Origin of the sequence: Acinetobacter proteolyticus (assembly GCF_000367945.1) — a bacterium.
GTDB lineage: Bacteria > Pseudomonadota > Gammaproteobacteria > Pseudomonadales > Moraxellaceae > Acinetobacter > Acinetobacter proteolyticus.
Genome location: NZ_KB849179.1, coordinates 640,894 through 664,435, shown reverse-complemented (window position 1 = coordinate 664,435; position 23,542 = coordinate 640,894). Strand labels below are relative to the sequence as shown.

28 protein-coding genes are annotated in these 23,542 nt (G+C 37.8%); 12 read left to right on the top strand and 16 right to left on the bottom strand.

The window, feature by feature from the left end; genetic code table 11:
* A partial coding sequence (locus F993_RS20680; RefSeq protein WP_004653275.1) for a KGG domain-containing protein occupies positions 1–356 on the bottom strand: 356 nt, incomplete at its 3' end.
* A gap of 387 nt (positions 357–743) precedes the next feature.
* Between F993_RS20680 and F993_RS13765 the strand changes: the two genes are divergently transcribed.
* The 3 genes from F993_RS13765 to F993_RS13775 all read left to right on the top strand — a co-directional run bounded on the left by F993_RS13765 (position 744) and on the right by F993_RS13775 (position 3,226).
* Entirely contained in the window at positions 744–1,169 is a 426-nt protein-coding gene (locus F993_RS13765) for a hypothetical protein (protein WP_004653274.1), read from the top strand.
* A gap of 152 nt (positions 1,170–1,321) precedes the next feature.
* Positions 1,322–2,200 carry an SDR family oxidoreductase gene (locus F993_RS13770; protein ID WP_004653273.1) on the top strand — a complete coding sequence of 293 codons (879 nt, stop codon included), beginning with the start codon at positions 1,322–1,324 and terminating at the stop codon, positions 2,198–2,200.
* Between the two features lie 54 nt (positions 2,201–2,254).
* Positions 2,255–3,226, top strand: a complete 972-nt coding sequence (locus F993_RS13775; protein ID WP_004653272.1) for a N5-glutamine methyltransferase family protein — start codon at positions 2,255–2,257, stop codon at positions 3,224–3,226.
* Between the two features lie 51 nt (positions 3,227–3,277).
* Here the strand turns inward: F993_RS13775 and katE are convergent, their stop codons facing one another.
* The gene (gene katE / locus F993_RS13780) at positions 3,278–5,413 is read right to left on the bottom strand and encodes a catalase HPII (protein ID WP_004653271.1); all 2,136 of its coding nucleotides are present in this window, start codon (positions 5,411–5,413) and stop codon (positions 3,278–3,280) included.
* A gap of 58 nt (positions 5,414–5,471) precedes the next feature.
* Entirely contained in the window at positions 5,472–6,881 is a 1,410-nt protein-coding gene (locus tag F993_RS13785; protein WP_004653270.1) for an iron-containing redox enzyme family protein, read from the bottom strand.
* Positions 6,882–7,112: 231 nt separating this feature from the next.
* Here F993_RS13785 and F993_RS13790 point away from each other — a divergent pair, with 231 nt between their 5' ends.
* The 4 genes from F993_RS13790 to F993_RS13805 all read left to right on the top strand — a co-directional run bounded on the left by F993_RS13790 (position 7,113) and on the right by F993_RS13805 (position 9,200).
* The gene (locus tag F993_RS13790) at positions 7,113–7,580 is read left to right on the top strand and encodes a CinA family protein (RefSeq protein ID WP_004653269.1); all 468 of its coding nucleotides are present in this window, start codon (positions 7,113–7,115) and stop codon (positions 7,578–7,580) included.
* A 248-nt stretch (positions 7,581–7,828) separates the two neighbouring features.
* Positions 7,829–8,011, top strand: coding sequence for a hypothetical protein (locus F993_RS13795; RefSeq protein WP_004653268.1), 183 nt, complete (start codon positions 7,829–7,831; stop codon positions 8,009–8,011).
* Positions 8,012–8,105: 94 nt separating this feature from the next.
* Positions 8,106–8,426, top strand: a complete 321-nt coding sequence (locus F993_RS13800; RefSeq protein WP_004653266.1) for a hypothetical protein — start codon at positions 8,106–8,108, stop codon at positions 8,424–8,426.
* A gap of 96 nt (positions 8,427–8,522) precedes the next feature.
* Positions 8,523–9,200, top strand: a complete 678-nt coding sequence (locus F993_RS13805; protein WP_004653265.1) for a DUF421 domain-containing protein — start codon at positions 8,523–8,525, stop codon at positions 9,198–9,200.
* A 30-nt stretch (positions 9,201–9,230) separates the two neighbouring features.
* Here the strand turns inward: F993_RS13805 and F993_RS13810 are convergent, their stop codons facing one another.
* The 4 genes from F993_RS13810 to F993_RS20470 form a co-directional block, all read right to left on the bottom strand.
* Positions 9,231–9,464: a hypothetical protein gene (locus F993_RS13810; RefSeq protein WP_004653264.1), complete on the bottom strand. Its 234-nt coding sequence runs from the start codon at positions 9,462–9,464 to the stop codon at positions 9,231–9,233.
* Between the two features lie 54 nt (positions 9,465–9,518).
* Entirely contained in the window at positions 9,519–9,947 is a 429-nt protein-coding gene (locus F993_RS13815; RefSeq protein ID WP_004653263.1) for a hypothetical protein, read from the bottom strand.
* A gap of 268 nt (positions 9,948–10,215) precedes the next feature.
* A complete protein-coding gene (locus F993_RS13820; protein ID WP_032812668.1) occupies positions 10,216–10,470 on the bottom strand; it encodes a hypothetical protein in 255 nt (84 codons plus the stop codon).
* Between the two features lie 146 nt (positions 10,471–10,616).
* A complete protein-coding gene (locus tag F993_RS20470) occupies positions 10,617–10,778 on the bottom strand; it encodes a hypothetical protein (RefSeq protein WP_004653261.1) in 162 nt (53 codons plus the stop codon).
* 297 nt (positions 10,779–11,075) lie between these two features.
* On the opposite strand from F993_RS20470, the gene F993_RS13825 reads away from it, so the two are divergent.
* Complete coding sequence (locus F993_RS13825) at positions 11,076–11,261, top strand: sporulation protein Cse60 (RefSeq protein ID WP_004653260.1); 186 nt, start codon at positions 11,076–11,078, stop codon at positions 11,259–11,261.
* A gap of 207 nt (positions 11,262–11,468) precedes the next feature.
* The gene (locus F993_RS13830) at positions 11,469–11,936 is read left to right on the top strand and encodes a hypothetical protein (RefSeq protein WP_004653259.1); all 468 of its coding nucleotides are present in this window, start codon (positions 11,469–11,471) and stop codon (positions 11,934–11,936) included.
* A 176-nt stretch (positions 11,937–12,112) separates the two neighbouring features.
* Here the strand turns inward: F993_RS13830 and F993_RS13835 are convergent, their stop codons facing one another.
* The 3 genes from F993_RS13835 to F993_RS13845 all read right to left on the bottom strand — a co-directional run bounded on the left by F993_RS13835 (position 12,113) and on the right by F993_RS13845 (position 13,908).
* Entirely contained in the window at positions 12,113–12,655 is a 543-nt protein-coding gene (locus tag F993_RS13835) for a glycine zipper domain-containing protein (protein WP_004653257.1), read from the bottom strand.
* A 241-nt stretch (positions 12,656–12,896) separates the two neighbouring features.
* Positions 12,897–13,376: a hemerythrin domain-containing protein gene (locus tag F993_RS13840; protein WP_004653256.1), complete on the bottom strand. Its 480-nt coding sequence runs from the start codon at positions 13,374–13,376 to the stop codon at positions 12,897–12,899.
* Between the two features lie 79 nt (positions 13,377–13,455).
* A complete protein-coding gene (locus tag F993_RS13845) occupies positions 13,456–13,908 on the bottom strand; it encodes a hypothetical protein (RefSeq protein WP_032812424.1) in 453 nt (150 codons plus the stop codon).
* A 281-nt stretch (positions 13,909–14,189) separates the two neighbouring features.
* Between F993_RS13845 and F993_RS13850 the strand changes: the two genes are divergently transcribed.
* The gene (locus F993_RS13850; protein WP_004653254.1) at positions 14,190–14,636 is read left to right on the top strand and encodes a hypothetical protein; all 447 of its coding nucleotides are present in this window, start codon (positions 14,190–14,192) and stop codon (positions 14,634–14,636) included.
* An 88-nt stretch (positions 14,637–14,724) separates the two neighbouring features.
* Positions 14,725–16,050, top strand: coding sequence for a D-serine ammonia-lyase (gene dsdA, locus F993_RS13855; RefSeq protein ID WP_004653253.1), 1,326 nt, complete (start codon positions 14,725–14,727; stop codon positions 16,048–16,050).
* Between the two features lie 84 nt (positions 16,051–16,134).
* Here dsdA and F993_RS13860 read toward each other — a convergent pair whose 3' ends face one another.
* The gene (locus F993_RS13860; RefSeq protein WP_004653252.1) at positions 16,135–17,967 is read right to left on the bottom strand and encodes a DUF1302 domain-containing protein; all 1,833 of its coding nucleotides are present in this window, start codon (positions 17,965–17,967) and stop codon (positions 16,135–16,137) included.
* Between the two features lie 231 nt (positions 17,968–18,198).
* Positions 18,199–18,792, bottom strand: a complete 594-nt coding sequence (locus tag F993_RS13865; protein WP_004653251.1) for an RBBP9/YdeN family alpha/beta hydrolase — start codon at positions 18,790–18,792, stop codon at positions 18,199–18,201.
* A gap of 299 nt (positions 18,793–19,091) precedes the next feature.
* On the opposite strand from F993_RS13865, the gene F993_RS13870 reads away from it, so the two are divergent.
* Positions 19,092–20,108, top strand: coding sequence for an AraC family transcriptional regulator (locus F993_RS13870; protein WP_004653250.1), 1,017 nt, complete (start codon positions 19,092–19,094; stop codon positions 20,106–20,108).
* 75 nt (positions 20,109–20,183) lie between these two features.
* On the opposite strand, the gene F993_RS13875 is transcribed toward F993_RS13870, so the two are convergent.
* From F993_RS13875 to F993_RS13890, 4 genes are read right to left on the bottom strand one after another with little or no spacing between them, the layout of a single operon-like run.
* Positions 20,184–21,188 (bottom strand): YeiH family protein, encoded by a 1,005-nt coding sequence (locus tag F993_RS13875; RefSeq protein ID WP_004653249.1) that lies wholly within the window; start codon positions 21,186–21,188, stop codon positions 20,184–20,186.
* Positions 21,181–21,507, bottom strand: a complete 327-nt coding sequence (locus tag F993_RS13880) for a Rieske (2Fe-2S) protein (protein WP_004653247.1) — start codon at positions 21,505–21,507, stop codon at positions 21,181–21,183. The genes F993_RS13875 and F993_RS13880 overlap by 8 nt, the downstream gene beginning before the upstream one ends.
* 5 nt (positions 21,508–21,512) lie before the next feature.
* A complete protein-coding gene (locus F993_RS13885; RefSeq protein ID WP_004653246.1) occupies positions 21,513–22,160 on the bottom strand; it encodes a DsbA family oxidoreductase in 648 nt (215 codons plus the stop codon).
* Positions 22,157–23,497 carry an MFS transporter gene (locus tag F993_RS13890; protein ID WP_004653245.1) on the bottom strand — a complete coding sequence of 447 codons (1,341 nt, stop codon included), beginning with the start codon at positions 23,495–23,497 and terminating at the stop codon, positions 22,157–22,159. The genes F993_RS13885 and F993_RS13890 overlap by 4 nt, the downstream gene beginning before the upstream one ends.
* Positions 23,498–23,542 lie beyond the last annotated feature (45 nt).

Genomic DNA, 23,542 nt, shown 5'->3' with positions numbered 1-23,542 from the left:
TCATAATCATCGTCGCTACGGCTGCGACCACGGCCGCCTGAACGATTGCCTCCACGATCATCATAATCATCGTCATCGCGACTACTAGAGCGACGATCATTTTTATGACTTAATGAACCCGCTTCGCGCGCTTCTTCGGACGTAAATTCATGAGCATTACCTCGTGAATGTGCAATGCGGCCAGCTTCGCGGGCCTCTTCTGAGGTAAATTCATGTGCATTGCCACTTGCATGAGCGGCACGTCCACCCATACTTGCTATTTCCTTTACTCTGTCTGGATCCATACTTGCAAATCCGCGAGTTGATGTACCAGAGTTATTATCTTGATCGTCTTGTCTAGAATTTTGATTAGCCATGATTATCTCATCCTCTATTAAAATTATATTTTCGCCGTTGTTATAAAGCGGCTTTATTCACCATAAGAGATAATAAATATTTAACCTAACCTAGCTATGTTTCAATATTTTTAAATGTTTCACATTTATTATTAATACAAAAAATTAATAGCTTGTTATTTTTATATTTTTTACTTTTATTTACCACCAAAAATATAGGTTAAAATTACGCCACAAATAAAAAAGGAACAATTGAATCATAAGAGCAACAGATATACATTCTTTTACAACCAGAATTCAAACCCCCAAAGAATATATAAAAAAATACAAATAAGTTATGCAAAAAAACATTTATATTTAGGAAATTTCAAATAGAATCTTTGTTAAAATTTATCAGGAGATTTTAAAATGACAATTCAAGATCACCATAAATCCATCCCAATTAAGCCGATATTTGTTCGTTTAATTGCCCCCGAAATTTTGTTAGCCCAAATCAACATCAATAATAATGAATGGATTCAATACACAGATGGATGGTTTTATAAGGTAGATAAAAAGGATATATCCTTACCATTTCAGCGCAACTTTTTCCTCACCAACAATTTTAAAAAAATAGAAGTATCAAATATTAAAAAGAGAAATTTAAAGAATAAGGATATTAAAACTGTTACACCTACAACTCAGCAATTAAAAAAGATTGAAACAATGATTAGAGCGATACTGAATTTGGAAAGATCAACTCCAATTGAAAATTGGAGTCAAGATACTGAAGAAAAAACACTGCTCGAGCATATGACTGCCAGTAATCATATTAAGATTTTATCCATAGAGTAATTGCAAGCTTGAAAAGAGAAAAATTTATATTTTTTTACGTCCTTCAACTGAAAATGTACAAACACAACTAATCAAAACATAGTCCTTACTAAAATTAACATGCTTTTAAAAGATGATTGAAGTTATTGTTTAAATGTATAGGACTCTTAAAAATGAATAACGAATCTAATCATTATCCTACCTCTGTCCCAGCTCAACATCAGCAGCATCAGCCTGGCGAACAGAATGTCATGCATCCCGAACCAGAGATAATTAAAAGCACGCATCAAGGTAGCAATAAACTGAAAGGTAAAGTTGCTCTGATTAGCGGTGGGGATAGTGGAATAGGTCGTTCTATTGCCGTTTTATTTGCACGTGAAGGTGCGGATATTGCAATTATTTATCTTGAAGAAAAAGAAGATGCAGAAATAACTAAACAACTTGTGGAGCAAGAAGGTCAACATTGTCTTCTTTTACAAGAAGATATTACTGAACCCAAAGTCTCGGAAAAATGTGTGGAACAAACACTTAAAGCTTTTAGTAAAATCAATATCTTGATTAATAATGCTGGCGTACAATTTCAACAAAAAGATTTGGTGAATATTAGTACTGAACAATTAGAAAAAACATTTAAAACCAATATTTTTTCTATGTTTCATTTAACTAAAGCGGTACTTCCCCATTTAAAAGAGGGAGATAGTATTATTAATACTACAAGTATTACAAGTTATCATGGCCATGATGAGTTAATTGATTACGCCAGTACCAAAGGGGCAATCACAACATTTATCCGCAGCCTATCCAATAACTTAATGAAGCAGAAGAAAGGAATTAGGGTCAATGGAGTAGCACCTGGCCCAATCTGGACACCCTTAATTCCTAGTAGTTTCGATGCAGAAACAGTTGCAAAATTTGGTAAAGACACACCTATGGGGCGCATGGGCCAACCCAGTGAAGTCGCGCCTGCCTATTTATTTTTAGCTTCTGATGATGCCAGTTATATGACAGGGCAAGTCATCCATGTTAATGGTGGCGAAATCGTCAATGGATAAGATAAGTAAAAAAACCTCCCATAGGAGGTTTTTTTATAACAGGATGAGATCAAAATGAATCAGCTTTTAAATAGTGAACTTATACAGCAAAAATCTCTACTTTCTTTATTACACTTTTTAAAAGAACAGCATTATCACTTTACTGTCATTACGCCACAAACTCATCAGCGTATTTTCATGCGTAAAATAAACTTATCGTCTGAGCCTAGAAGTCTCAAAGATATTTTTGGATGGAATCTTCCCTTTCATCCCGAAGACCTTGACCCACAACTTTTCAACACTTTAAAAAAAGCCCTGTTGATTCGACACGTAGGTGATCAATGGCTGAGTAATATTCGAGTAGCAGCATTAGAAGATGAACTCTTTATTCATTCTGCCTTTCCAACACTTGAACAGGATGCTGTTTTCTTTGGTCCAGACACCTATCGTTTTTACTATCATCTTAAACAGTATTTACTTAATCAATGCCAGCCTTTTGGACGCACGCTCGAGCTCTGTTGTGGTACCTCAGCCGTTGCGATTGTAATAGCCAAAACATTTCCCGAACTTAATGAAATTTTTACTGCCGACATTAATCCTAAGGCTTTATTTTATAGCCAAGTGAATAAAAAGTTCATTGGCTTAAAGCATATTTTTCCAATCCATAGCAATTTATTTTCCAATCTACAGGGCGATTTTGATCTTATTTTTGCGAACCCGCCTTATCTAATAGACAGTCATGAACGGCAATACCGACATGGAGGTAATTGCCTAGATGGGACAGATTTATCTTTTAAAATTCTACAGGAAGGCATCAAAAGGCTAACACCTCAAGGTAAATTATTTTTATATACAGGCATTGCCATAAGCCACCAAGGTAATAAGTTTTTAGAAGCATTAGAAAACTGGATACAACACTATCCTCATTTCAACTATAGTTATGAAGAAATTGATCCCGATGTTTTTGGTGAAGAACTCGATCAATGTGTTTATCAACACATTGAAAGAATTGCCGTTGTACTCATTACAATTTCAGCAATAAAATAGTTACGTTTAAGCTAGCAAATAAAAAAGCTCCATCAAGGAGCTTTTTAAGTTTTATGCTGGTATAGCATTCATCAGCGCTTCTCTAGACCAAATGCGGTGATGGCGCAACAACTGCTTTAACTTCTCAGCGACATTGCGAAAATCTTCTTGCAACAATGTTCCCTCATCAGGAGTTAACGATAACTGATCGAATAAATCGACTTTGTTTCCTAAAAAGACAACCGGTTTAAGATGCTTATATGCTTCAAATAAATAATGTTTGGTGACACCATCAGCCAAAACTGTATCCAAATTATCGCCATCCGCAATGATAACAGCATCATAAATAATAGACGGTTCAGCCTTTTGCATACCATCAGAGGTGATTACTTCACCTCTTGAGCCTTTTACGGGAGCAAGCATTGGTGTCAGCAAATGCGCAATTACATTTTCTTGCAATGACCAGTTAATAATGACTCTTAACGTTTCGGCATTCACCTGATCGTGAATCAGTACTGCAACTTTACGTCCTTGAATATCATCTGGAATAAAAGCCTGCATAGATAGGCGTTCAGATTTTTCAATACTGGCCTGTTTATAATTTTCTTGAGGCGGTACAACGTCTATTCCCAAATTTTGTCCGACTTGCTGCGCCAGATCAAGATCAATATTGGCCAAAATCTCTTGAACCTCTCGTGCCCGAATATGTGCTCTCTGTACTTTACTTAATTCAAAGGTATAGGCATCCACCACATGCTTCTGTTCATGAGGTGCAAGACTTTGATAATACAAGCGGGCTTGAGAGAAATGGTCTGAAAATGACTCGCTGCGCTGACGGATTTTGTGCCCATCAATTCTTTCTTGGTAGCTTTCAAAGCCACCATTTTGTGCTGCTGAAGGGACTTCAATCGGCCAGTTATTATCAATTGAGTTTGGTTGATACGAGGCTTGACCTTTATGAATCTCGTGCTGATGCATTGCATCACGTTGGTGGTTGTGAAATGGACAGACAGGTCTATTAATCGGAATCTGATGAAAATTGGGTCCACCTAAACGGCTTAATTGTGTATCTGTATATGAGAATAATCGGGCCTGCAATAATGGGTCATTGCTAAAATCAATCCCTGGTACGATATGTCCTGGACAAAATGCAATTTGCTCGGTTTCTGCAAAAAAATTATCAACATTACGATTCAGTATGAATTTGCCAATTGGGGTTATCGGCACTAATTCTTCAGGAATAATTTTAGTGGGGTCAAGCAAATCAAAATCAAAGCTCATTTCATCTTCTTCTGCGACAATCTGAACGCCTAGCTCCCATTCTGGATAAAGCCCCTGTTCAATGGCTTCATATAAATCCCTACGATGAAAATCTGGATCTTTACCTGCTAATTTCTGAGCTTCATCCCATACCAAAGCGCTGAGTCCTTGTTTAGGTGTCCAATGAAATTTAATAAAGCATGCTTTCTCATGTTCATCTATAAAACGGAAAGTATGAACACCAAATCCTTGTATCGAACGCAAATTACGAGGAATGGCACGGTCTGACATTGCCCACATCACTGTATGTGCTGACTCAGGCACCAATGAGACAAAATCCCAAAACGTGTCATGTGCAGACCCCCCTGTAGGCATTTCGGTATGAGGTTCTGGTTTAACTGCATGTACAAAATCAGGAAATTTGATTCCATCCTGTACAAAAAATACAGGTACATTATTTCCGACTAAATCAAAATTCCCCTCTTGGGTATAAAATTTTATCGCAAATCCACGAATATCCCTTACTGTATCCGCCGAGCCGCGCGGGCCTTGCACGGTAGAGAAACGAACGAATATCGGTGTTTGAATATTTGGGTCAGTCAAAAAGCCTGCTTTGGTAAAACGCTCATTACCTTCATAAGCTTGAAAATAACCATGGGCACCTACACCACGTGCATGTACGATGCGTTCAGGGATACGCTCATGGTCAAAATGCGTGATCTTTTCACGTAAAATAAAATCTTCAATCAAGGTTGATCCACGAACACCAGCCCTTAAACTGTTCTGATTATCAGAAATTTTAACGCCTTGATTGGTGGTTAACGCTTCGTTGGTCGCATCATTTCTGACAAGATCAAGCTGTTTAGTTTTTTCCGTCTCATTACTTTTGTCTGGTGTATTTCCAGCTAAAGCACTTTTTATTTTGCTATCTGTAATATTGTCATTCATTGGGCTACCCTATTTATTGTTGGCTAAAATGAGTGGATAAATCGTAAAATTCCTCTAATTAACGGGCAGAAACCGATAAATATGGGAATAATAATTCAACATATTTCTGGGTACTCCACAGACCTATGCTTTTATGGTGAGATTCGGGCGCTAAAAAAGGTGTTAATTTACAAAGCTTCAATGCAAAATTATCAGTTTGACTGACTCGTTTTTGTAAGCTCTCCAATTCACCATCAGAAATATAGCTAAACAGAAAGTCATGCAAAGGTTGCTCAGTATTCAAACCCTGATGGTAGGGTAAGAAATGGGTTGCGTATTGTTCTCCAGCAATCCAATCATAGATAATCTGTCTTTCTGCTGGGGTGAATACACCATACATTTTTCCATCTTCATGCCCGATCATCCTCCAAAACATACTTTGTTCAGGATCAAGATTGAACCTAATCCATTTTTTCTCGACCAATTGCTGAATAAAACTGCCAATTTCATGCGGATTTGCTAACCATTGATTGATTGATTTACAGCCAATCAATTGCTTTTCGTTGTGCACTAATTGGCCGATCATTGCCTTGCGCTTTAAGATTTTATGAACAAATTTTTCTAGATCTAAACTTTTTATGATCTGTGTAGATGATATGCCATGCTGATTTAAGGCATAGCCTTGTTTAACCTTTTGCATAAACAATTTTTTATCTTTATATTTTTTATAAACATTTTCGAGCACTTTTAAAGATTTGTGCGCATGACCATTGGCAAGATTATCAATGGTAATGTGTAAATTGAAATATTTTGCATCAATCCCTAATTCTTTAAGCTCATAGTTGGTAATTAAAAGATGTAACGGAAGTTGTTCGTAGCCTAAATTATAACCAATAATTTCTGGAATAAATTCAGGGGGTGCATAACCTAGAGCAAGTTGAACAGCGGCATGATGATAATATTCATCCTCTAAAAGAAATTCAAAATCATCCAATCCTAGGCAACGGAGCAAATCATCATACATACACACATGATTAGATTTTGCTTGTCCTAACCCCAACTCTTCCAAATAAATCAAAATAAGATCATGAAAAATAGGATCATTCCAATAATTCACAATACTATAAAGCCAAGAACCATCTACTTTTTTTGTAGGCGCCACTTTCACCAAGAATTCAAAGGCCTGACCTATGTTCTTAAAGTATGTCCGCTCACATCCAGACTTACGTTGAGTTAAATATGTCTGATAAAGTTGACATGCTTTACGATTTTCACTTTGGTACCATTCTTTTATTTCCTCTATATTTTCAGGTACAGATATTTTATTTAAGTTAACCGTATCTAATTCATGTCTTAATAAATGAACTGACTTCTTTTCTTTTTCAAAGTTAGAAATATCTCCATCAAGGAAGAAAGAAACTAACTCGTAATAATTTTTATGATCATCCTGCAATAAATCAATTAATCGTTTTTTTACGACAACAGACATTTCCATTCTCCGAATTGAAAATATAAAATCACCTTACTTTGCTCATCCTTTATTCCCATTTACATTTTGTTAAATCTAGTTAACATTGCAACAAAAAATATTAAAAATCATTCCATATCAATAGACTATAATTTATTTCTATTTACATTTTAATATTTTGAATTATTTATTTATAAAATAAGTTAAAAAAAAGGCAATAATTTAAGAAAATATCATTGATATGAGGCCACTATGTTGAATAAATCCTGTCAGCTTTTAGCTCAAGAAAAGTTAACTATATTTTTTATCGAAAGTGCATCAGCGGGTTACTTATCCTATCATTTCTCTTTGAGTCCTTTTTCTGGAGATATCTTAATTGGTGGTTTGGTTTGTTATGACTTAAAAGTTAAAGAGAAAATATTAAAAATTTCTCCAAAACTGATAGAAGAATACACTGCAGAATCATTACAAGTCACTGAAGAGTTAATCAAAAATGGAAAGAAAATATTTAAATCAGATATTTGTATATCTTGCACAGGATTGCTCAAGAAAGGCGGGTCAGAAACCAAAGAAAAACCAGTAGGTACTTTTTTTTACTGTATATATTTTAAAGATAAGATTCATCACTTCAAGTCCATTTATCATGGAAAGCCTGAATTAAAACTAAAAAGACTGCTCAACGATATCTGCAAGAATCTCATTATAATTATTAAAAAATAAGGAAAGATAATTTTCACGTGCTCTTCTGTTTTTTTATGTAAACAAAATATAAGGTTATATTAATACTGTTTTAATTCAACTCCCAACAAATAGGATAACCCCTTAGAAAACCTACAAATACTTAACCTTAGAATATTACATTTAAATATAGTGAAACAGCCTCTCACTATTTTAAATAAATTTTTATGTTTTAATTAAATCATCTGATTTGCTCAGATAATATCTAAAACCAAATGAGGTGTACGATCATGAGTAATACAAATAATCAACGCAATGAAGAGCGTAATAATCCACAGCAACAACAGAAAAATCAAAACAATGACAATCGTCAACAGCAGCAACAACAGCAAAATGACAATCGTCAACAACAAGGATCTCATCAAAAAGATTCTAACCGTCAAGGATCAAACCAAAATAATCAACAGAAGTAATTCTTGATTGTTTCCGATCTATAGCAATTTAGGAGAATAAAATAAATATTCTCCTAAATTTTATTTAAGCTGAAAAGTTTGCTGGAGAATTTTCATGACAAATCAAAATTTATCTAATCAACAGAATCAAGGTTCGCGTGTCAATATCGATCCAAATGATCATTGGCGTTCTAGTTATTTGACTCGTCCTTATTATCAAGAAGCTCAACTCGACACACCCGACTTAGATTATGATCGAGATTTTTCAAAAGCCTATGAATTAGGTAGCCGTGCACGTTCTGAGCATGATCGTAGTACGCAATTTGAAGATGTTGAAGGTAGTCTCAAAGAATCTTGGGAAGAGTTAAAAGCTGAATCCAGATTAAAATGGGAACATGCCAAGCAAGCCATCAAAGATGCTTGGGATCGAATATAGTATTGATCACTCGATAAAAATAATGAGCTTATTTAAAACATAAGCTCATTTTTTGTTTTCAGAATTTAATTATTCATTATAAAAAGAGAAAATTTCATGAATATCATCGACATTTTTATTTATGACACCAGCTGGGATCTTGTACTAGAGATCATTGTTCGGTGTTTTGTCATGTTTTTTCTGATTCTGATTTTCTTAAAGCTCTCAGGTAAACGTGGTATTCGACAATTGTCTATCTTTGAAGTGGCTATCATTCTAAGTCTAGGGAGCGCAGCAGGAGATCCGATGTTTATAGATGAAGCCCCCATCGCTCAAGCGTTTGTGGTGATGTGTACCATTATTGTCTTATATCGTCTGATCACTTGGGCCATGATGAAAAGTAAAAAGTTTGAAATACTTTTAGAAGGAAAACCTTTATGTATTGTGGAAAATGGCTTAATGGTGATTCAAGATATGCAGAAAGAGAAATATTCACATGATGAATTTTTTGCTGAAATGCGTCAGCAAAGCGTAGAACACTTAGGTCAAGTCAAAGTTGCTTTACTGGAAACAGATGGTTGTTTAAGCCTGTTATTTTTTACAAAAGATGAAACAAAATGGGGACTCCCGTTATTTCCACATGATTATAAAAAGACTGATTACCTGGATACTGAACTTTTTTATTCTTGTATGTATTGTGGAATGACGCAACGTTTATTAAACCTAGACCATGAATGTGTTCGCTGCAAAGGTAAAGATTGGACCAAATCCTTACAAACACCTCATATCAATTGAGCTCATTTAAAAGAAATTTACATTCCAAGCTTAAAAATCATGGATTCTAAAAACCTTGCCACTCCGTGGATGTGTAAATGTCAAATCGTCATTCAGTTGAATGACCATATCTCTAATCACAACTTTAAATATTGGTGACCATAAAGACACCTTATTGTTATCGGACTCAGGTGCCAATCCCTTCTCATAAATTTGCTCAACGATAATTTGATCTCCCCTTTCGCTACTTGCATTGACCTCCTTTAACATATAATGCTTTGCCATCTCAGAAACTCCTTTAGAGAAAAATTCGCAGAATTTTTGTTAAATTGGTTAGCTTTATATTGACTCTTTGTGTTTGAAATACGAAACAATGTCATCCCCATTATTATTAGAACTATTTACTATATTTCCCACTTCATCATAATAGTAACTCGGCATTACGACTTTACTTTTCATAGTGATAGATTTTTTATGAGAAGATATTGTAACTTTCTCTATAAAACTAGCAAGCCATAAAATATATTCAGTTTTATTTTTACTTTTAGGTAAAATACTTATGTCTAAAATAAAAGGTAAATCTTTAGAATTCATCAACAAATCTTCGAAATTTATATAGTTATAACGCATCTTAAAATCTGTATTTTTAATTTCACTTCTAAGCTCACACATCAAATTATTTAAATCTTCCAAAGGCTCATCTATAAACCCCTTTGACTCTTTAACATTTACATATATTTTTTCAGCTAATTTTAAATATTGAGGCATGAGATTATTCCTTTAATTTTTCTATTATGCGATTCTGCTCTATTTAAAGTAATCAATTGTTAATATTGTTTAGACTTATGCTACTAAAATAAAAAATTGTATACATAAGAATTACACAATAAGTGCCAAAAACATCATTAATAAAAAATAACGTAGATAGCATCACATAAAAATCAAAATCTAGCCTTATATCTCCTTCTAAAAAGGCTGAAGTTATTGCTCAAACTTCAGCCTTTTCTTATAGGTGTATTATATTTAGTATTTACAGCTAAGGTGTCTGCTGCGTGGTGGCGCTACCAGTATGTGCTTCAGATGTACCATCTTCATTTGTTACAGGCACAGAGGCATCATGCTGCATATCATCATGCAACTGATTGCTATTCGTTGCTGGTTCTGTTTCCATTGAATGAGGTGTGGTTGTTTCCTGCCGAAGGGCTGAATTATCTGTCGTTTTGTTCTTTTCACATGCTACAAGTGTGAAAACAAAACTCAATGCTAGACTTTTCACCAATAGATTTTTCATCATGATTACCTCTCATCTTGTCGTCGTACATTAACAATATTATTTATTCATGCATCCGCGCTATATACTTCAATACTAATCGCTTTATTCAGATAATAGTTTTAATTAAAATAAAAAGAAGCTTGACGACAAGCTTCTTTTTATACTTATTTTAGAAACTTACTGAGAACTTTTTTCCCCTTGACTTCACCATCAAGATTGATATCGTCCTCTTTTTTCTCATCTGATAATTTAGTTTTATCTTTATGAGACTTACAATAGCAGCCTAAAGCAACACCTGTTCCCAAAGTAATGATCGTTTTTAACATGTGGCACCTCTTGGTATATTTCAAAAACTTTATATTGACAATTTTTGATGTAACTTTCTCTGTTATTTATTTTAACTTTCATAAAAAACGAAAAATTATGTAACCCCGTTCATTATTTTATAAATTTATAAAACATCATAACCTTCTAAAAAAAAAGAAATTATAACTTTACAGCCAAGCTTTTCAAAACATTTAGAAACAAGTTAAAATTGAATAAATTCTATTTATTATATAAAAATAGATTAATCAAAAAACATAGCAACATAAAATATCATTTAAATTTAGAGAGGAAGATTAATGGCTAAAGTAAAAACCTTTGAAACCGAATCCATTCAAGACTTAGAACAGAAAATAAATGATTGGCTTCGAGCAGAACTTATCAGCAATAATCACAAAGTCAACATTAAGGCGCTAAGCCATGATTTTTTCAAAGAAAGATCTAAAAATATAGCAAGTGCAGTCATTGTATACGAGTACGTTTAAGGTCAGATATTAAACCCACTTATATTTGAATAATTTTCATTAAAATAATTATAATATTCAGTTCTTTAAAATCACTTCCTTGTTCTATCATTTAATCCTTAATTTCAAAAACCACTAACTTCTCACAATAAGTGATATAACAGACACAATAAGAAACGTAAAACCCTTCATAATTCCTAAATATAAAGGGCTTAGGGAGAGCGAAGCATGTCACTTTACGTACAAATAGCAGAAAAAATTTATAAAAAATTAAAGAAAAATAAGGAGTTTAGTACTGATAACCTTGAAAACCTCAACACCTTAATAGTTGAAATACGTCAGGAAATAAAGAACTCCAAACTTAAACTCCTTTATAATTTCATTGATTTTGAGGAATGCTTAAATAATGTAAACTCTGAGTGTAAAAATCATTTGGATATAAGCTTGATCCCGATTATAAAACATGAAGGTGAGTTTATCTTATGGTTAGCGAGTTTTATCCAAAAAATAACCACTGATGGTAAACGAAAACTCCCCCCAATTCGCAAAGATATTCCCCCTGAATTCAAATATACATTGCCTAAAGAAAAGAAAAAAATTCAACCCTTTCAACCTCAGTATTCAGAAAGTGGTGAGTTGATTAACTCATATTTCAAATCGGATGAGTTTATTGAAGTTTTAAATAAGAATCCCTAATTCACAAAATAGAAGTGGGCTCTTGACCGTTCACACTTCTATTGTTCGCTGATTGATTCAGCAACCGCCTGTATGGGCGGTTTTCTTTTATTTTATCCACCTTCATTTCTTAGTTCGCATAAAAAACCCTATTCTAGTAGGAATAGGGCTTAATGATATTTTATCTAAATTTTAGGTTATTTCAGCTGCTGCCGATTTCGATTCCATGCATCGCGAGATGCATGTCTTGCTTCATCCCAAGATAAGCGTGATTCCGCTTTTGCCTGTTCCCAATTGCTTCTCAACTCAGGTTCAACGTCTTCGAATGCCACATCTGGATCATAGCCATAGCGTTTTTCATAGCCCACTCGATAAGCATCACGATAATCCCGATCATAATCCAGATTCGGATATTTTGTACTTGCCTCATTATAATAAGATTGATTTAAATAGTTTTCTCGCCAGTACGCATCTTCGACAGTAGGATCAATTGCTTCACCTACTGCACTTCCTGCTAATCCGCCTACAACGGCGCCTACGGCACCACCGACTAAAGCCCCCACTGGACCACCAGCACTACCAACAGCAGCTCCAGTCGCGGCGCCACCTACAGCACCGATTCCTGTGCCCACTGGATGGGAACCAGGCTCCCCTGTAATTGGGTCAGCATTTAAGTCTTTCTTTACTTGATCTGGTGCATTTTTAATACGTTCACGGTCATAATCATCTTGGTTTATCATGTTTATTCTCCTGTAAAAAATAATTCACTGAAAACATAATTCTCAACTGGAATTTGAATAAATGAATTGTTTGTATTTTCACCATAATTGAGTTGTTTGTTAAAATCAGTGATAAGAATTTTTTTTAAGTTAATATGTATAACTTCTAGTAAATATAGAAATATCTTGAAATAAAAATTTAATTATAGGTATAAAAAAACCCTCCTATCGAGGGTTAGAGCATTTAATTAAATCTGAACATTTAAACTAAACTGTCTGTGTCTTTATTTAAATATTTTATATATTCTGCATGATATTTTTGCGCCAACTCTTTTTTCTGTTTCTCTGGCAAAATTTTTCCTGCTTGTTGAAAAAAACGATGCTCTTCTTCTTCTAAGTGATGATGAACGACATGTGACAGTTTTTTTGCAATTGCTAACCATCCAGAATTACTAAATTCAGTCTGGGTGAGCTGTTCTAACAACTCATCCATTTCATGATGCTCTGATAAAGCATGACGCGTGATATTTAAGCCAGCGTCTGTCATCATCAACGGAATATATAAAAATCGGTCTTCAGCCACCGCATGAGCAAATAATTCATTTTTTAGCAACTCAAAAAGCTCTCGTCTTTCTTGACTATCACCTGATGTTTTAATCAATTTTTCAGAGAATGTTCTTTGTTTTTCATGGCTTTCACGCAAAGCCTCAAATATCGTCCATGTTTTTTCATTTGTTGGCATCACTAACACCTATATTTGAAAGAAATTTTTCTATTGATTTAAACAGTTCACGATATAAATTTTCAAATTTATTTAGGTTTCAAATACCTTTCACTTCTTCAGCGAAATCATCACTTCTAAAGTATGAAACGATTCTTTCTCCACTGTGTTCATTTCGAATATCGAGAATGATATTGGGATCACTTTGGAAAGTGAATTCAGGAGGAATATCTTTATGTAGCGGTGGCAAACGTTTCACCCCACCTTCTGTAATTTTTTCAATAAAACCAGCAAGCCATAATACAAATTCATCCTTATGCTTATAGCTAGGAATAAGACTAATATCCAAACTAATGCGGCCATCTTTCGCGGGTTCTTTAAAACCTTCAACAAATTCTATGTAGTTGTAAATCAGCTTAAGATCTGTATCAATCAACTCTTTTCGTATTTGCTTGATAACAAGATTGAGACAGTCTTGTTTATCAATCATAAACTGATCATTTTTCTGAAATTTTCTATAAATATTTTCAGCAATTTTAAGGTATTGAGGCATGGTCATGTCCCCCTTAAAGTTAGGTACTTAATTTTATTATGAAATGAAAAGTATTCTTGTTTGTAATAAATCACTTCAAACTTGTAAATAGTTTAAGCATTATGCAACTTTTTAACATTTCGAAATAATCTCTTGTATGGTCCATCATTAATTTGATGAAAGCATTAGTGTTGGTATTACAACAGGTAATAGTCTTAACAATTCAACCAATAAATTTAGTTAAATCTTACATTTAATAGGCTTTACTAAAAGAACACTTATTACTTTAAGAATTAGACCACATGGCTTATGAAAATGATGTTCAAACACTTACTCATATTGCACAAGCTTTTCGTGAAGCTTTAGATCATGTCACGCAAGGTTTTATTACGGGGACATTTAGTAAATTTCCAAAAGAATGTGGAGCCGATGCTTGTGATCTATTGCAATACTATTTGCTCAATGTTCACTACATCAAATCTGATTATCGTGTCGGTAAAGTGCAAATTTCTGCACGAACGCCAGAAATTGCTCACTGCTATTTAATCGTGAATGGGATCATTCTCGATATCACCGCGGATCAATTTCACAAGGAGTGGTTTCCTAAAGTGATTGTATGCGAAAGTGGAGAATATCCTCTAATTCCTTATTTTAAATATGTTCGTAGTAAGTCTGGTCAGACGCTCGTGCCATTAAATAATTATCTTGAATCAATCTATCAACAAGTGATAAAAGTTTTACACGGCTAAAAGAAGTGAAAGATCCATTCAAAGCCTAAATTACGCCAAGCTGTCTATTCTGCTTAGTCGTTGTATTTTAAATTTTATGAGAAATCAAATGAATTCGAATCAAATTCAAGACCTTGTTTTACATTATCCAATTGTTAAAGACTTGATCGAACTTAAAGAGAGCATTTGGTTTAATCTTGATTTTACGACCCTAGATCAGGGCTTGCCCTATGTGGGCCTAACTCAACATGATATTGATGATGCACGAGATCGTTTGCAGCGCTTTGCGCCCTATCTGATGGCTGTTTTTCCAGAAACAGCTGCAACTCATGGCATTATCGAATCTGAGCTAAGCATTATTTCAAATATGCAGCAGTCGCTTGAAAGACACTATAATCAAAAAATTGCTGGAAAGTTATGGCTTAAAAAAGACAGTCATCTCCCTATTTCTGGATCGATTAAAGCACGTGGTGGTATCTATGAAGTACTTTATCGAGCCGAGCAGCTTGCGTTACAAGCCAATTTACTCACTCTTGACGATGATTATGCCAAACTGAATAGCCCAGAATTTAGAGCCTTTTTTAGTCAATACAGCATCGCGGTAGGTTCAACGGGTAATCTTGGCCTCTCTATTGGCATCATGAGTGCAAAGCTGGGCTTTGATGTGACCGTGCATATGTCAGCAGATGCACGGCAATGGAAAAAAGATAAATTACGCGCTCATGGTGTGACGGTCATTGAATATGAGCAAGACTACGGCATTGCGGTACAAGAAGGTCGAAAAGCGGCGTTGAAAAATCCGAATTGCTTCTTTATTGATGATGAAAATTCCAAAACATTATTCTTAGGCTATGCCGTTGCCGGTGAACGTTTAAAGAAACAGTTGGATCAACAGCGTATTGTTGTGGATCAAGCACATCCTTTATTTGTTTATTTACCTTGTGGTGTCGGTGGCGGGCCTGGTGGCGTTGCATTTGGTCTAAAAATGGCCTTTGGCGATCATGTCCATTGTATCTTTGCCGAACCTACTCATTCTCCCTGTATGTTACTCGGTGTAGCCACTGGTTTACATGATGAAATTTCGGTTCAGGATATTGGTATTGATAATATTACGGCGGCAGATGGCCTCGCTGTAGGACGTGCTTCGGGCTTTGTTGGTCGTGCCATGCATCGATTATTAGACGGTTTTTATACACTGGACGATCAAACCATGTATCGCTTGCTCGGAATGCTCAACCAGTCTGAAAACCTTAAACTTGAACCATCTGCACTCGCAGGTATGTTAGGGCCAATTTTAATCAGCAACCATCAAGCTTATATCGATTTGCACCAATTTACTGAGCAGCAGTTACAGCACGCCAATCATATTGTATGGGGAACGGGTGGTGGAATGGTTCCTGCAGAAGAAATGCAAAATTATCTGGCAAAAGCTTAAAGCCCTTTATTTAAACATTCAAACAGCGTGACAAAAGCCATGCTGTTTGATTGCTTATTACTGACCTTATTTATGTTGAATGAGTTAAAAACTATATTTAAAGGTAAGCGATATAAAGTCTCTATCATCAATGGTACTAAACTCATTTGAACCAAAAAAATTTTGATAGATCACTTCTGCTGAATATTTTTGTCGAAAATTTGCCGATACTGCTGCTGCCAGACTCATTTGCCCTTGCTGAAAATTTTGGCTATATCCAGATATATCATGGCGGAAAGTTAAACTAGGTGTAATCACCGTTGCAGGTAAAAGGTCTTTATAACTTAATGCCGCGCGTAGGCGGTAACCATAGGACCATTCACTAAAAAAACCGTCTTTATTGCAATAACGTTCATTCAAACGATCAACAGCATCATTCGGAAGGTTTGCTGTGCCATAGGGCGTACACTTAAAGTCACCTGTTTCTGAATCATAAGCGCCTGTTGATAATTCACTGCGACCAAAAACCCCAACTCGACCAAAGCGATGATTGCCAATATTAGCGATATGATTCACAGCGAATTCTGCACCCCAAGACAAACCATCTGCTTTTAAAATGCCTGCAATGCTATTAGTGGCGCCAATGGAGAATTGTGTGACTGGCAGACGGACATATCCTTGCAGATACTCGCCAAACTCAGCAGCAACACCTACAGGTTTAAGTGGCGTTTCTTTTGAGAGCACCTGAGCATAGACAATATCTGTTCCGTTCAGCTGTAAGGGTTGATTGGGTTTATAGCTCAACTCACTGAATAGCTGGGTTGTACCGACCTTTCCACTCAGGCTTAGACCATAGATCTTGATATTTTCAGGATAAATAGAAAAAAAACGTGCCGTTTTAAAGTTTTCAACGCCAGCAGCAGTCACGGCGATACCATCAAAGTTTGCATTTCGATTATGATAGTTGGCGAAATAAACACCCAATTCAGCTTGATTCAGGCTCGATAATTTCCGTTTCAGTGCAACACCATATTGCCCACTGTCTTTTGCATAATGACTGGCTGAACGAGGGATATAAGTTTGCGCCTTAGCGGCAGTTTCCGTTAATTTATCCCCCGGTGTCACGGTTAGCATAATCGGGCCACAATTTTCCGGAACAAAATCCGAAATCGCAAAAAACGTCCCGCAACCATCCACCACAGAAGGCCTAAATTTGAATTGATAGAATCCTTCTAGTTTTAAGTCAGGTTGAATCGCGGCTTCAAAAGACAACATCTCAACTGGAATTATCCGTTCTTTGGCTTCACTGGCAGGTCGATTGATGGCAGCAAAATCAAAGGCGCTGACCGAGTTCAAGCCATTTTGAAAAAATTGGGATTTCCCCCAATTCAAGCGATGTTTACCCAGTTTCAGGTTGAGAGACTGCTTGGAATCAAATTCGATATTTTTCCAAAGATAGGCATCCCATAACTCAATTCCTTTAAACTTCACCAAGTTTGGCCATTCAGAATCATCGAAAGGCTTTAAATCACCTTGCCCTGTTTCATAGGAATGGTCATACCAATACTTGGCGCTCAACACCGCACCTTGCTGTGCTCCGTTTAAACGAAATTCGGTTAAACCTTTAACGATTTGTGAAATGGCATCACCACGATCGAAGTTGGCCCGACCATCATCACCGTTAATATCTACACTCAAGCCATTTTTACCCATATGATTGGCATCGGGTTTATATAACAATGAGGCTGATGGCGCTTGGGTACTCCAACTCGCACCCAGCGCAATCGTGGTATTGCTCTCTAAACTCCAGTCTTCATTGATTTTATAAGGGGATGCTGAAGCATCTGAAAGTGAACACAGCAGTCCCAACAGCACTGTTGTTTGAGCGAGGACACGAGCAGTTATTTGTTCACTTGAATGTTTAACATGACAAACCATACCATCTCCATATCGATATGATGTATGAATAATTAACACCTGACCCATTCAGCAAAATGCAATCATTTTCAGGTCGTTCTATTTTTGTTTTAAGCAACTGGGCTCAAACCCTGCCTTTCGATGGGTCTTTATGCTTCAAGGCATGCTTTACTTAAATGCGAAATCAAAGAAATCTAGCCAAACATGGCTCGGCATAAGACAATGTTTTAGGTTGGTTTGTAGCAAGATTAATTATGCAATCAGGCTTGGTTGATCAGCCTGCCCATCCAATTGCTGAATCAACTGTTCTGCCTGAGGCCAAGGACCAAACCCAGATACAGGATTAAGATGTCCGACAGCGCCTAGATTAATGACTGTACTGCCCCATGTTTTCGCCATTGCCGCCACGGCATTAAAATGCGCTAGTGGATCATTAACACTAGCCGCCACAATACTTGGAAATGGCAGCACTTGATTAGGCAATGGCGACCATCCTGCTTGTCTGAGCATTTTGGGCGAAGGATAATGTTCTGGCCAAACGTCATTCAAGTCTGGTGGTGTCACCAGCAATGCCCCTTGAATAGGATGTTGATATCGCGCGGCCCAATGTATCGCCATCAGTACCCCTGCGCTATGCGCCACCAGAATCACTGGACCTTGTATTTTTTCCAGTTCAGCCTGTATCGCAGCAACACGTTTTGCACAGTTGAGCTTATCTTCTTGCAAAGGTGGCACTGAACGGACCTTGGCTAAGCGTGTTTCTAAAATGGTTTGCCAATGCGAAGCCACATGGTCACGTAAACCAGGGATAATTAAAACCGTTGCCTTTGTTTGTATTTTTTCCATCTTTACACCAATCAACCCTTGTTTTGATAAAAATAACGGGGACGCAGCACGTCATATTCAACATAGAGGGTCAATAGAACGACGGATATACATGGCACGACAGCCACTTTTCATTTGATGACAGCACGCTTCAAACGATCTCATATATATCAATATACTTTGCAGAAAAAGTCGCTTCAAAAACAATAATCATCATGCCAACATGAATTTATGTAAGTCTTAGTACTTTTCCAAACACCGTATTTTAGTTATAAATACAGCATAACTAGGAAGGTTATTTTAAAAATCGGGAGATCAGCATGGTGCCACTTGCCCACACTGCTGTGCTTAAAAATTATTTAGCTGTCAGTCAGCAATTAGACCTGAATCCATACCAACTGTTGTCCGATGCAGGCATTTACCCTGCGCAACTTCAAGACAGTACGCAGCGTATTCCCGTAGACAAAGCGGTGACGTTGCTGGAACAATCAGCCCAATTGAGTGGTTGTGAATACTTCGGTTTGCATATGGCAGAACAACGCCAACTCGCAGATTTTGGTGAGCTAAGTTTATTATTGAGTTATCAACATACCTTGCGTGATGGGCTATATACCATTGTTCAGTATCGAAACCTGATCAATAATGCACTGGAAATGTATATTGAAGAAGTCGGTCATACCGTCATTATTCGAGTCGAGGTAATTACTGCAGCAACAGAATACAGCCGCCAAGCCATCGAGCTTGCTTTAGGCATTACCCATCGTTTCTGTGCTGCTTTTTTGCAAAAATGGCAGCCGTTGAGCATTCATTTTACCCATGATGCTCCGCATGATACAGCCATGCACCAACGGATGTTTGGTTGCTCGCTTGAGTTCGGTAGCGAATTTAACGGTATTGTTTGCAATGCAACGGAACTGGACAAAACCAACCCTCATGCCAATACCACGATGCTGGCACACGCCAAACGTTTTCTTGAAACGGATTTATTGCACCGGGAAAGTGAATCTTCGATTATTTTTGATATTCGTAAAAGTATACATCTGCTTCTGCCTATGGGACGTGCCACCATTGATCAAGTCGCTCATACCCATGGCGTCAATGTCCGTACCTTGCAGCGCCGTCTGGAAGCAGCACATACCAACTTCAGTGTGCTGATCAATGATGTGCGTCGCAATCTGGTTTTCCGCTATCTCAAAAACCTGAATTATTCGCTTGGGCAAGTTTCGGATATTTTAGGCTATTCGATGCCAAGTTCATTTACCCGCTGGTTTAGCAGTGAATTTGGTATGTCACCCACAACTTGGCGTAATAACAATAAGACGGTTATGAAGTCTTAATCATAAGACTTTGAGATCGAAGCTGGTTTAATCATCTTTGATCTCAAAAGTCGTATGTTGCTGAGATAGTAGTCTCTAGAACATCCAATGCATCAACAGTAAAACCAGCACGACCAGGAAAATGGTTTCACCCAGCATCAGCAAAATTGGCTTGATTCCAACAGAAGCCAGTTCCTTCAATTGTGTTTTCATGCCTAAAGCACTAATTGCAATCACCAAACACCATTTCGATAATTCATTCACCCCTTGCTGCAGCATACTTGGAACCCAACCGGTGCTGTTGATACAGGCAAGAATTAAAAAACCAACTGCAAACCAAGGCAATAAAGGTGGATGTTTGCCTGTAGCGTCTCCGCCTTGCATACGTGTGATCATTGCCGCGCAAATAATGACAGGCAATAACATGGCAACCCGCATCAATTTAACTACGGTAGCAGTATCGCCTGTTTCTGGCGACATGCTATAACCCGCGCCAACCACTTGTGCGACGTCATGGATGGTTGCCCCTAAAAACACACCTGCCTGCTGTGGCGATAGTTCTAACCATCGTGCAATCATCGGATAGATAATCATAGCCAGTGTCGACAGTGCAGAAACCCCAATCACGGTGAATAGCGTGGCTTTCTCTTTTTGGGGATGTTGCGGAAATGCAGCGGACAAAGCCAAGGCTGCTGATGCACCACAGATTGCGGTTGCACCGCCTGTCAGCATTCCGAAAAGTTTTTTGAAACCCAGAATTTTGGCCGTTATCACGGAAACCGAAATCGTCACGATCACCAATGTGATCACCAGTACAATCGGTTGCCAACCCAAAGCCGTGATTTGTCCTAGTGTAATCCGCATCCCCAACAAGGCAATCCCGATGCGTAACACTGTTCGTGCCGTAAATTCGATGCCTGCTTTACATTGACTTTCACTAGAAAGAAAGTTCAAACCCATTCCCAACAGCAAAGCAAATAACATCACGGGTGCACCATAATGCTCTGATAAAAAACAGGCTGCTGCTGCGACAACGCTACTGACAATGAAGCCTGGCATCAACTCACGGGTGCGCAGACGAAAATCCATGAATTTAGTCATTGTTTTCTCCTGAACCGATCAGGATAAATAGCTGTTCTGCATCGAATTCAACTGGATATGCCGCCACTTTTAAATGCTTCGAATTCAACATATATCCTGTCGCCAGATCGAAAATCAAACCATGGGCACAACAACGAATCGCTTGTCCTTCTAATTTGCCAGAAAATAAAGAAGCACCTTGATGCGGACAGCGATCCTCAATCGCATAAAACCGTGTGCCGATATGAAACAGTGCAATATTCTTTCCCTCAATTTGCAGAAAGGCTCTTGCACCTAATGCTGGGATTTTTTCTTGTGGAACCTGAAAACGAACAGTCATTGTATTTATCCCTGTACCACCAAGGCCTCTAACATGGCTTGATAAAGCACATCGACCGAATGTGCACCTGCCAGAGTCAGATAACCATCAAAAATAAAATAAGGTACGCCGTTTGCCCCTGTATAGGTGGATTGAATCGCTGGATTGCACTCCGTCCATCCACGACCTTGTTCATTTACCGAATATCCAGATTGCTTGAGAATCCTTTTCAGCACAGTGCTATCCCCAAGGTTTTCACCTGCCTCGAAATAGGCAGCAAAAAGTTGTTCCAGTAAATGCTCGGCTTGCTGTGCTGTTCCCAGCTGAACAACGCTTTGAAACATATGATGGGCTTGGGCGGTGTTTGGCATCCATTTGATTTTTTCAAAATGCAGCTCGACACTAACTGTCTTGGCTGCCTGACGCACTTGGGTTTGCCGTTGTTTTACAGCGTCTAAACTGCCCAATCGATTTTGATAGAACTGTTTGAAATCGACACCAGCTATCGGAATCTCAGGAAGTAACTGCATACCATGCCAATGTACAATGACTTCAACCTCAGGATCACTTTGCTGTAATTGCGCAATTGCAGCCTGTAACTGACGTTTGCCGATCAAGCACCACGGACAAATAAAATCAAAAAAGACATCGATATTTAATTCACGCATCATCATTTTTCTTCCGCACCACATGAACGAGTACTGTCTAGATTGGGTAAAACTGCTTGCTCAGTTAATCGTGCAATATCTTGGTGGTAGTAATTTTTGGCATAGAGAAACACGGCTGCCGCGACCATGCTGACCAAAGGCATCCATTGAAAGGCATGATCTAAACCAACCACATCGGAGAGCTTGCCTATAACTAGAGGACCGAGTGCCAATCCCAACAAATTATTGGCTAAGGTTAAGGTCGCGAAAGCTGTGCTGTGTACGCTGTTATGCGTCAGATTGGCCACCATCGCACTGGATGGGCCATTGGTTCCCAACGCAATAAACATGCCCATGCATATCAGCAACAATTGAGATTTTCCCGCAGGCATTGCAAACGCAATCGAAAGAAGTAAACAACTCCCGAGACAGTAGCCAATCGCTAAACTCACCTTACGGTCTGGGTTGTTTTGACCAAAGCGATCACTGAGCATGCCGCATAGAATGCTCCCGACCGCACTACACAGTACAATCACGGCGGCCAATACACCTGCGGAATCGGTATTCATGCCGTAATAACGATTTAAATAACTCGGCATCCAGACAATGACAGTTCCGCCAACAAACAGTTGAAAGCCACTACCGATATAAGTTGCGAGCACTGATCGACTTGAATAAATCGTGCTTAAACATTGTTTGCTCTGTTGCTGTTTCTGAGTGTTGTGGGATGTTTTTCTGCTTTGATTGACTCTTTTTTCTTTAACCACCATGGGATAAAGCAAGGCCAAGATCAAACCAAACAACGCCATGCCACCAAATGCCCAGCGCCAGCCAAAATGCTCAGCCATCACACCGCCCAGTGCCATGCCGAGAAATGAGCCGAATACGCCACCTGCCATAAAAGCACTGGCTAGCGTGGCTCGCATTTCGCGTGGAAAAATCGCCACCACCACTGCAATGCCAACACTACCATAAGCAGCCTCACCCACACCGACCATAAAACGGGCCACAAACATTTGCTGATAGTTTTCAGCAACAGCACAACCCAAAGTCGCCAAACTCCATAGCACTGCCATAATGACCAAGCTTTTCACACGTCCAAAACGGTCCGCCAGTAAGGATAAGGGCAAGGTTAAAATACCCACCATCAGGGCCACAATGCCGCTTAATAAGCCAAGTTGGCTATCGGTCAAGGCCCATTCAGTTTTAATCAATGGAAATACGGCATTCAGTACTTGCCGAGACATATAGTCTGAAATCAACAAGCCAAATGTCAGCGCAAATACCAGCCACGCATAACGGCGCGGGACCTTCATTGAGGTATCAACATGATCCGTATGCACGGTATATGGATGAGCACCCATAGGGACCTCCTTGTTGTCTTGTTATCATTGCTATTTTTAATTGCA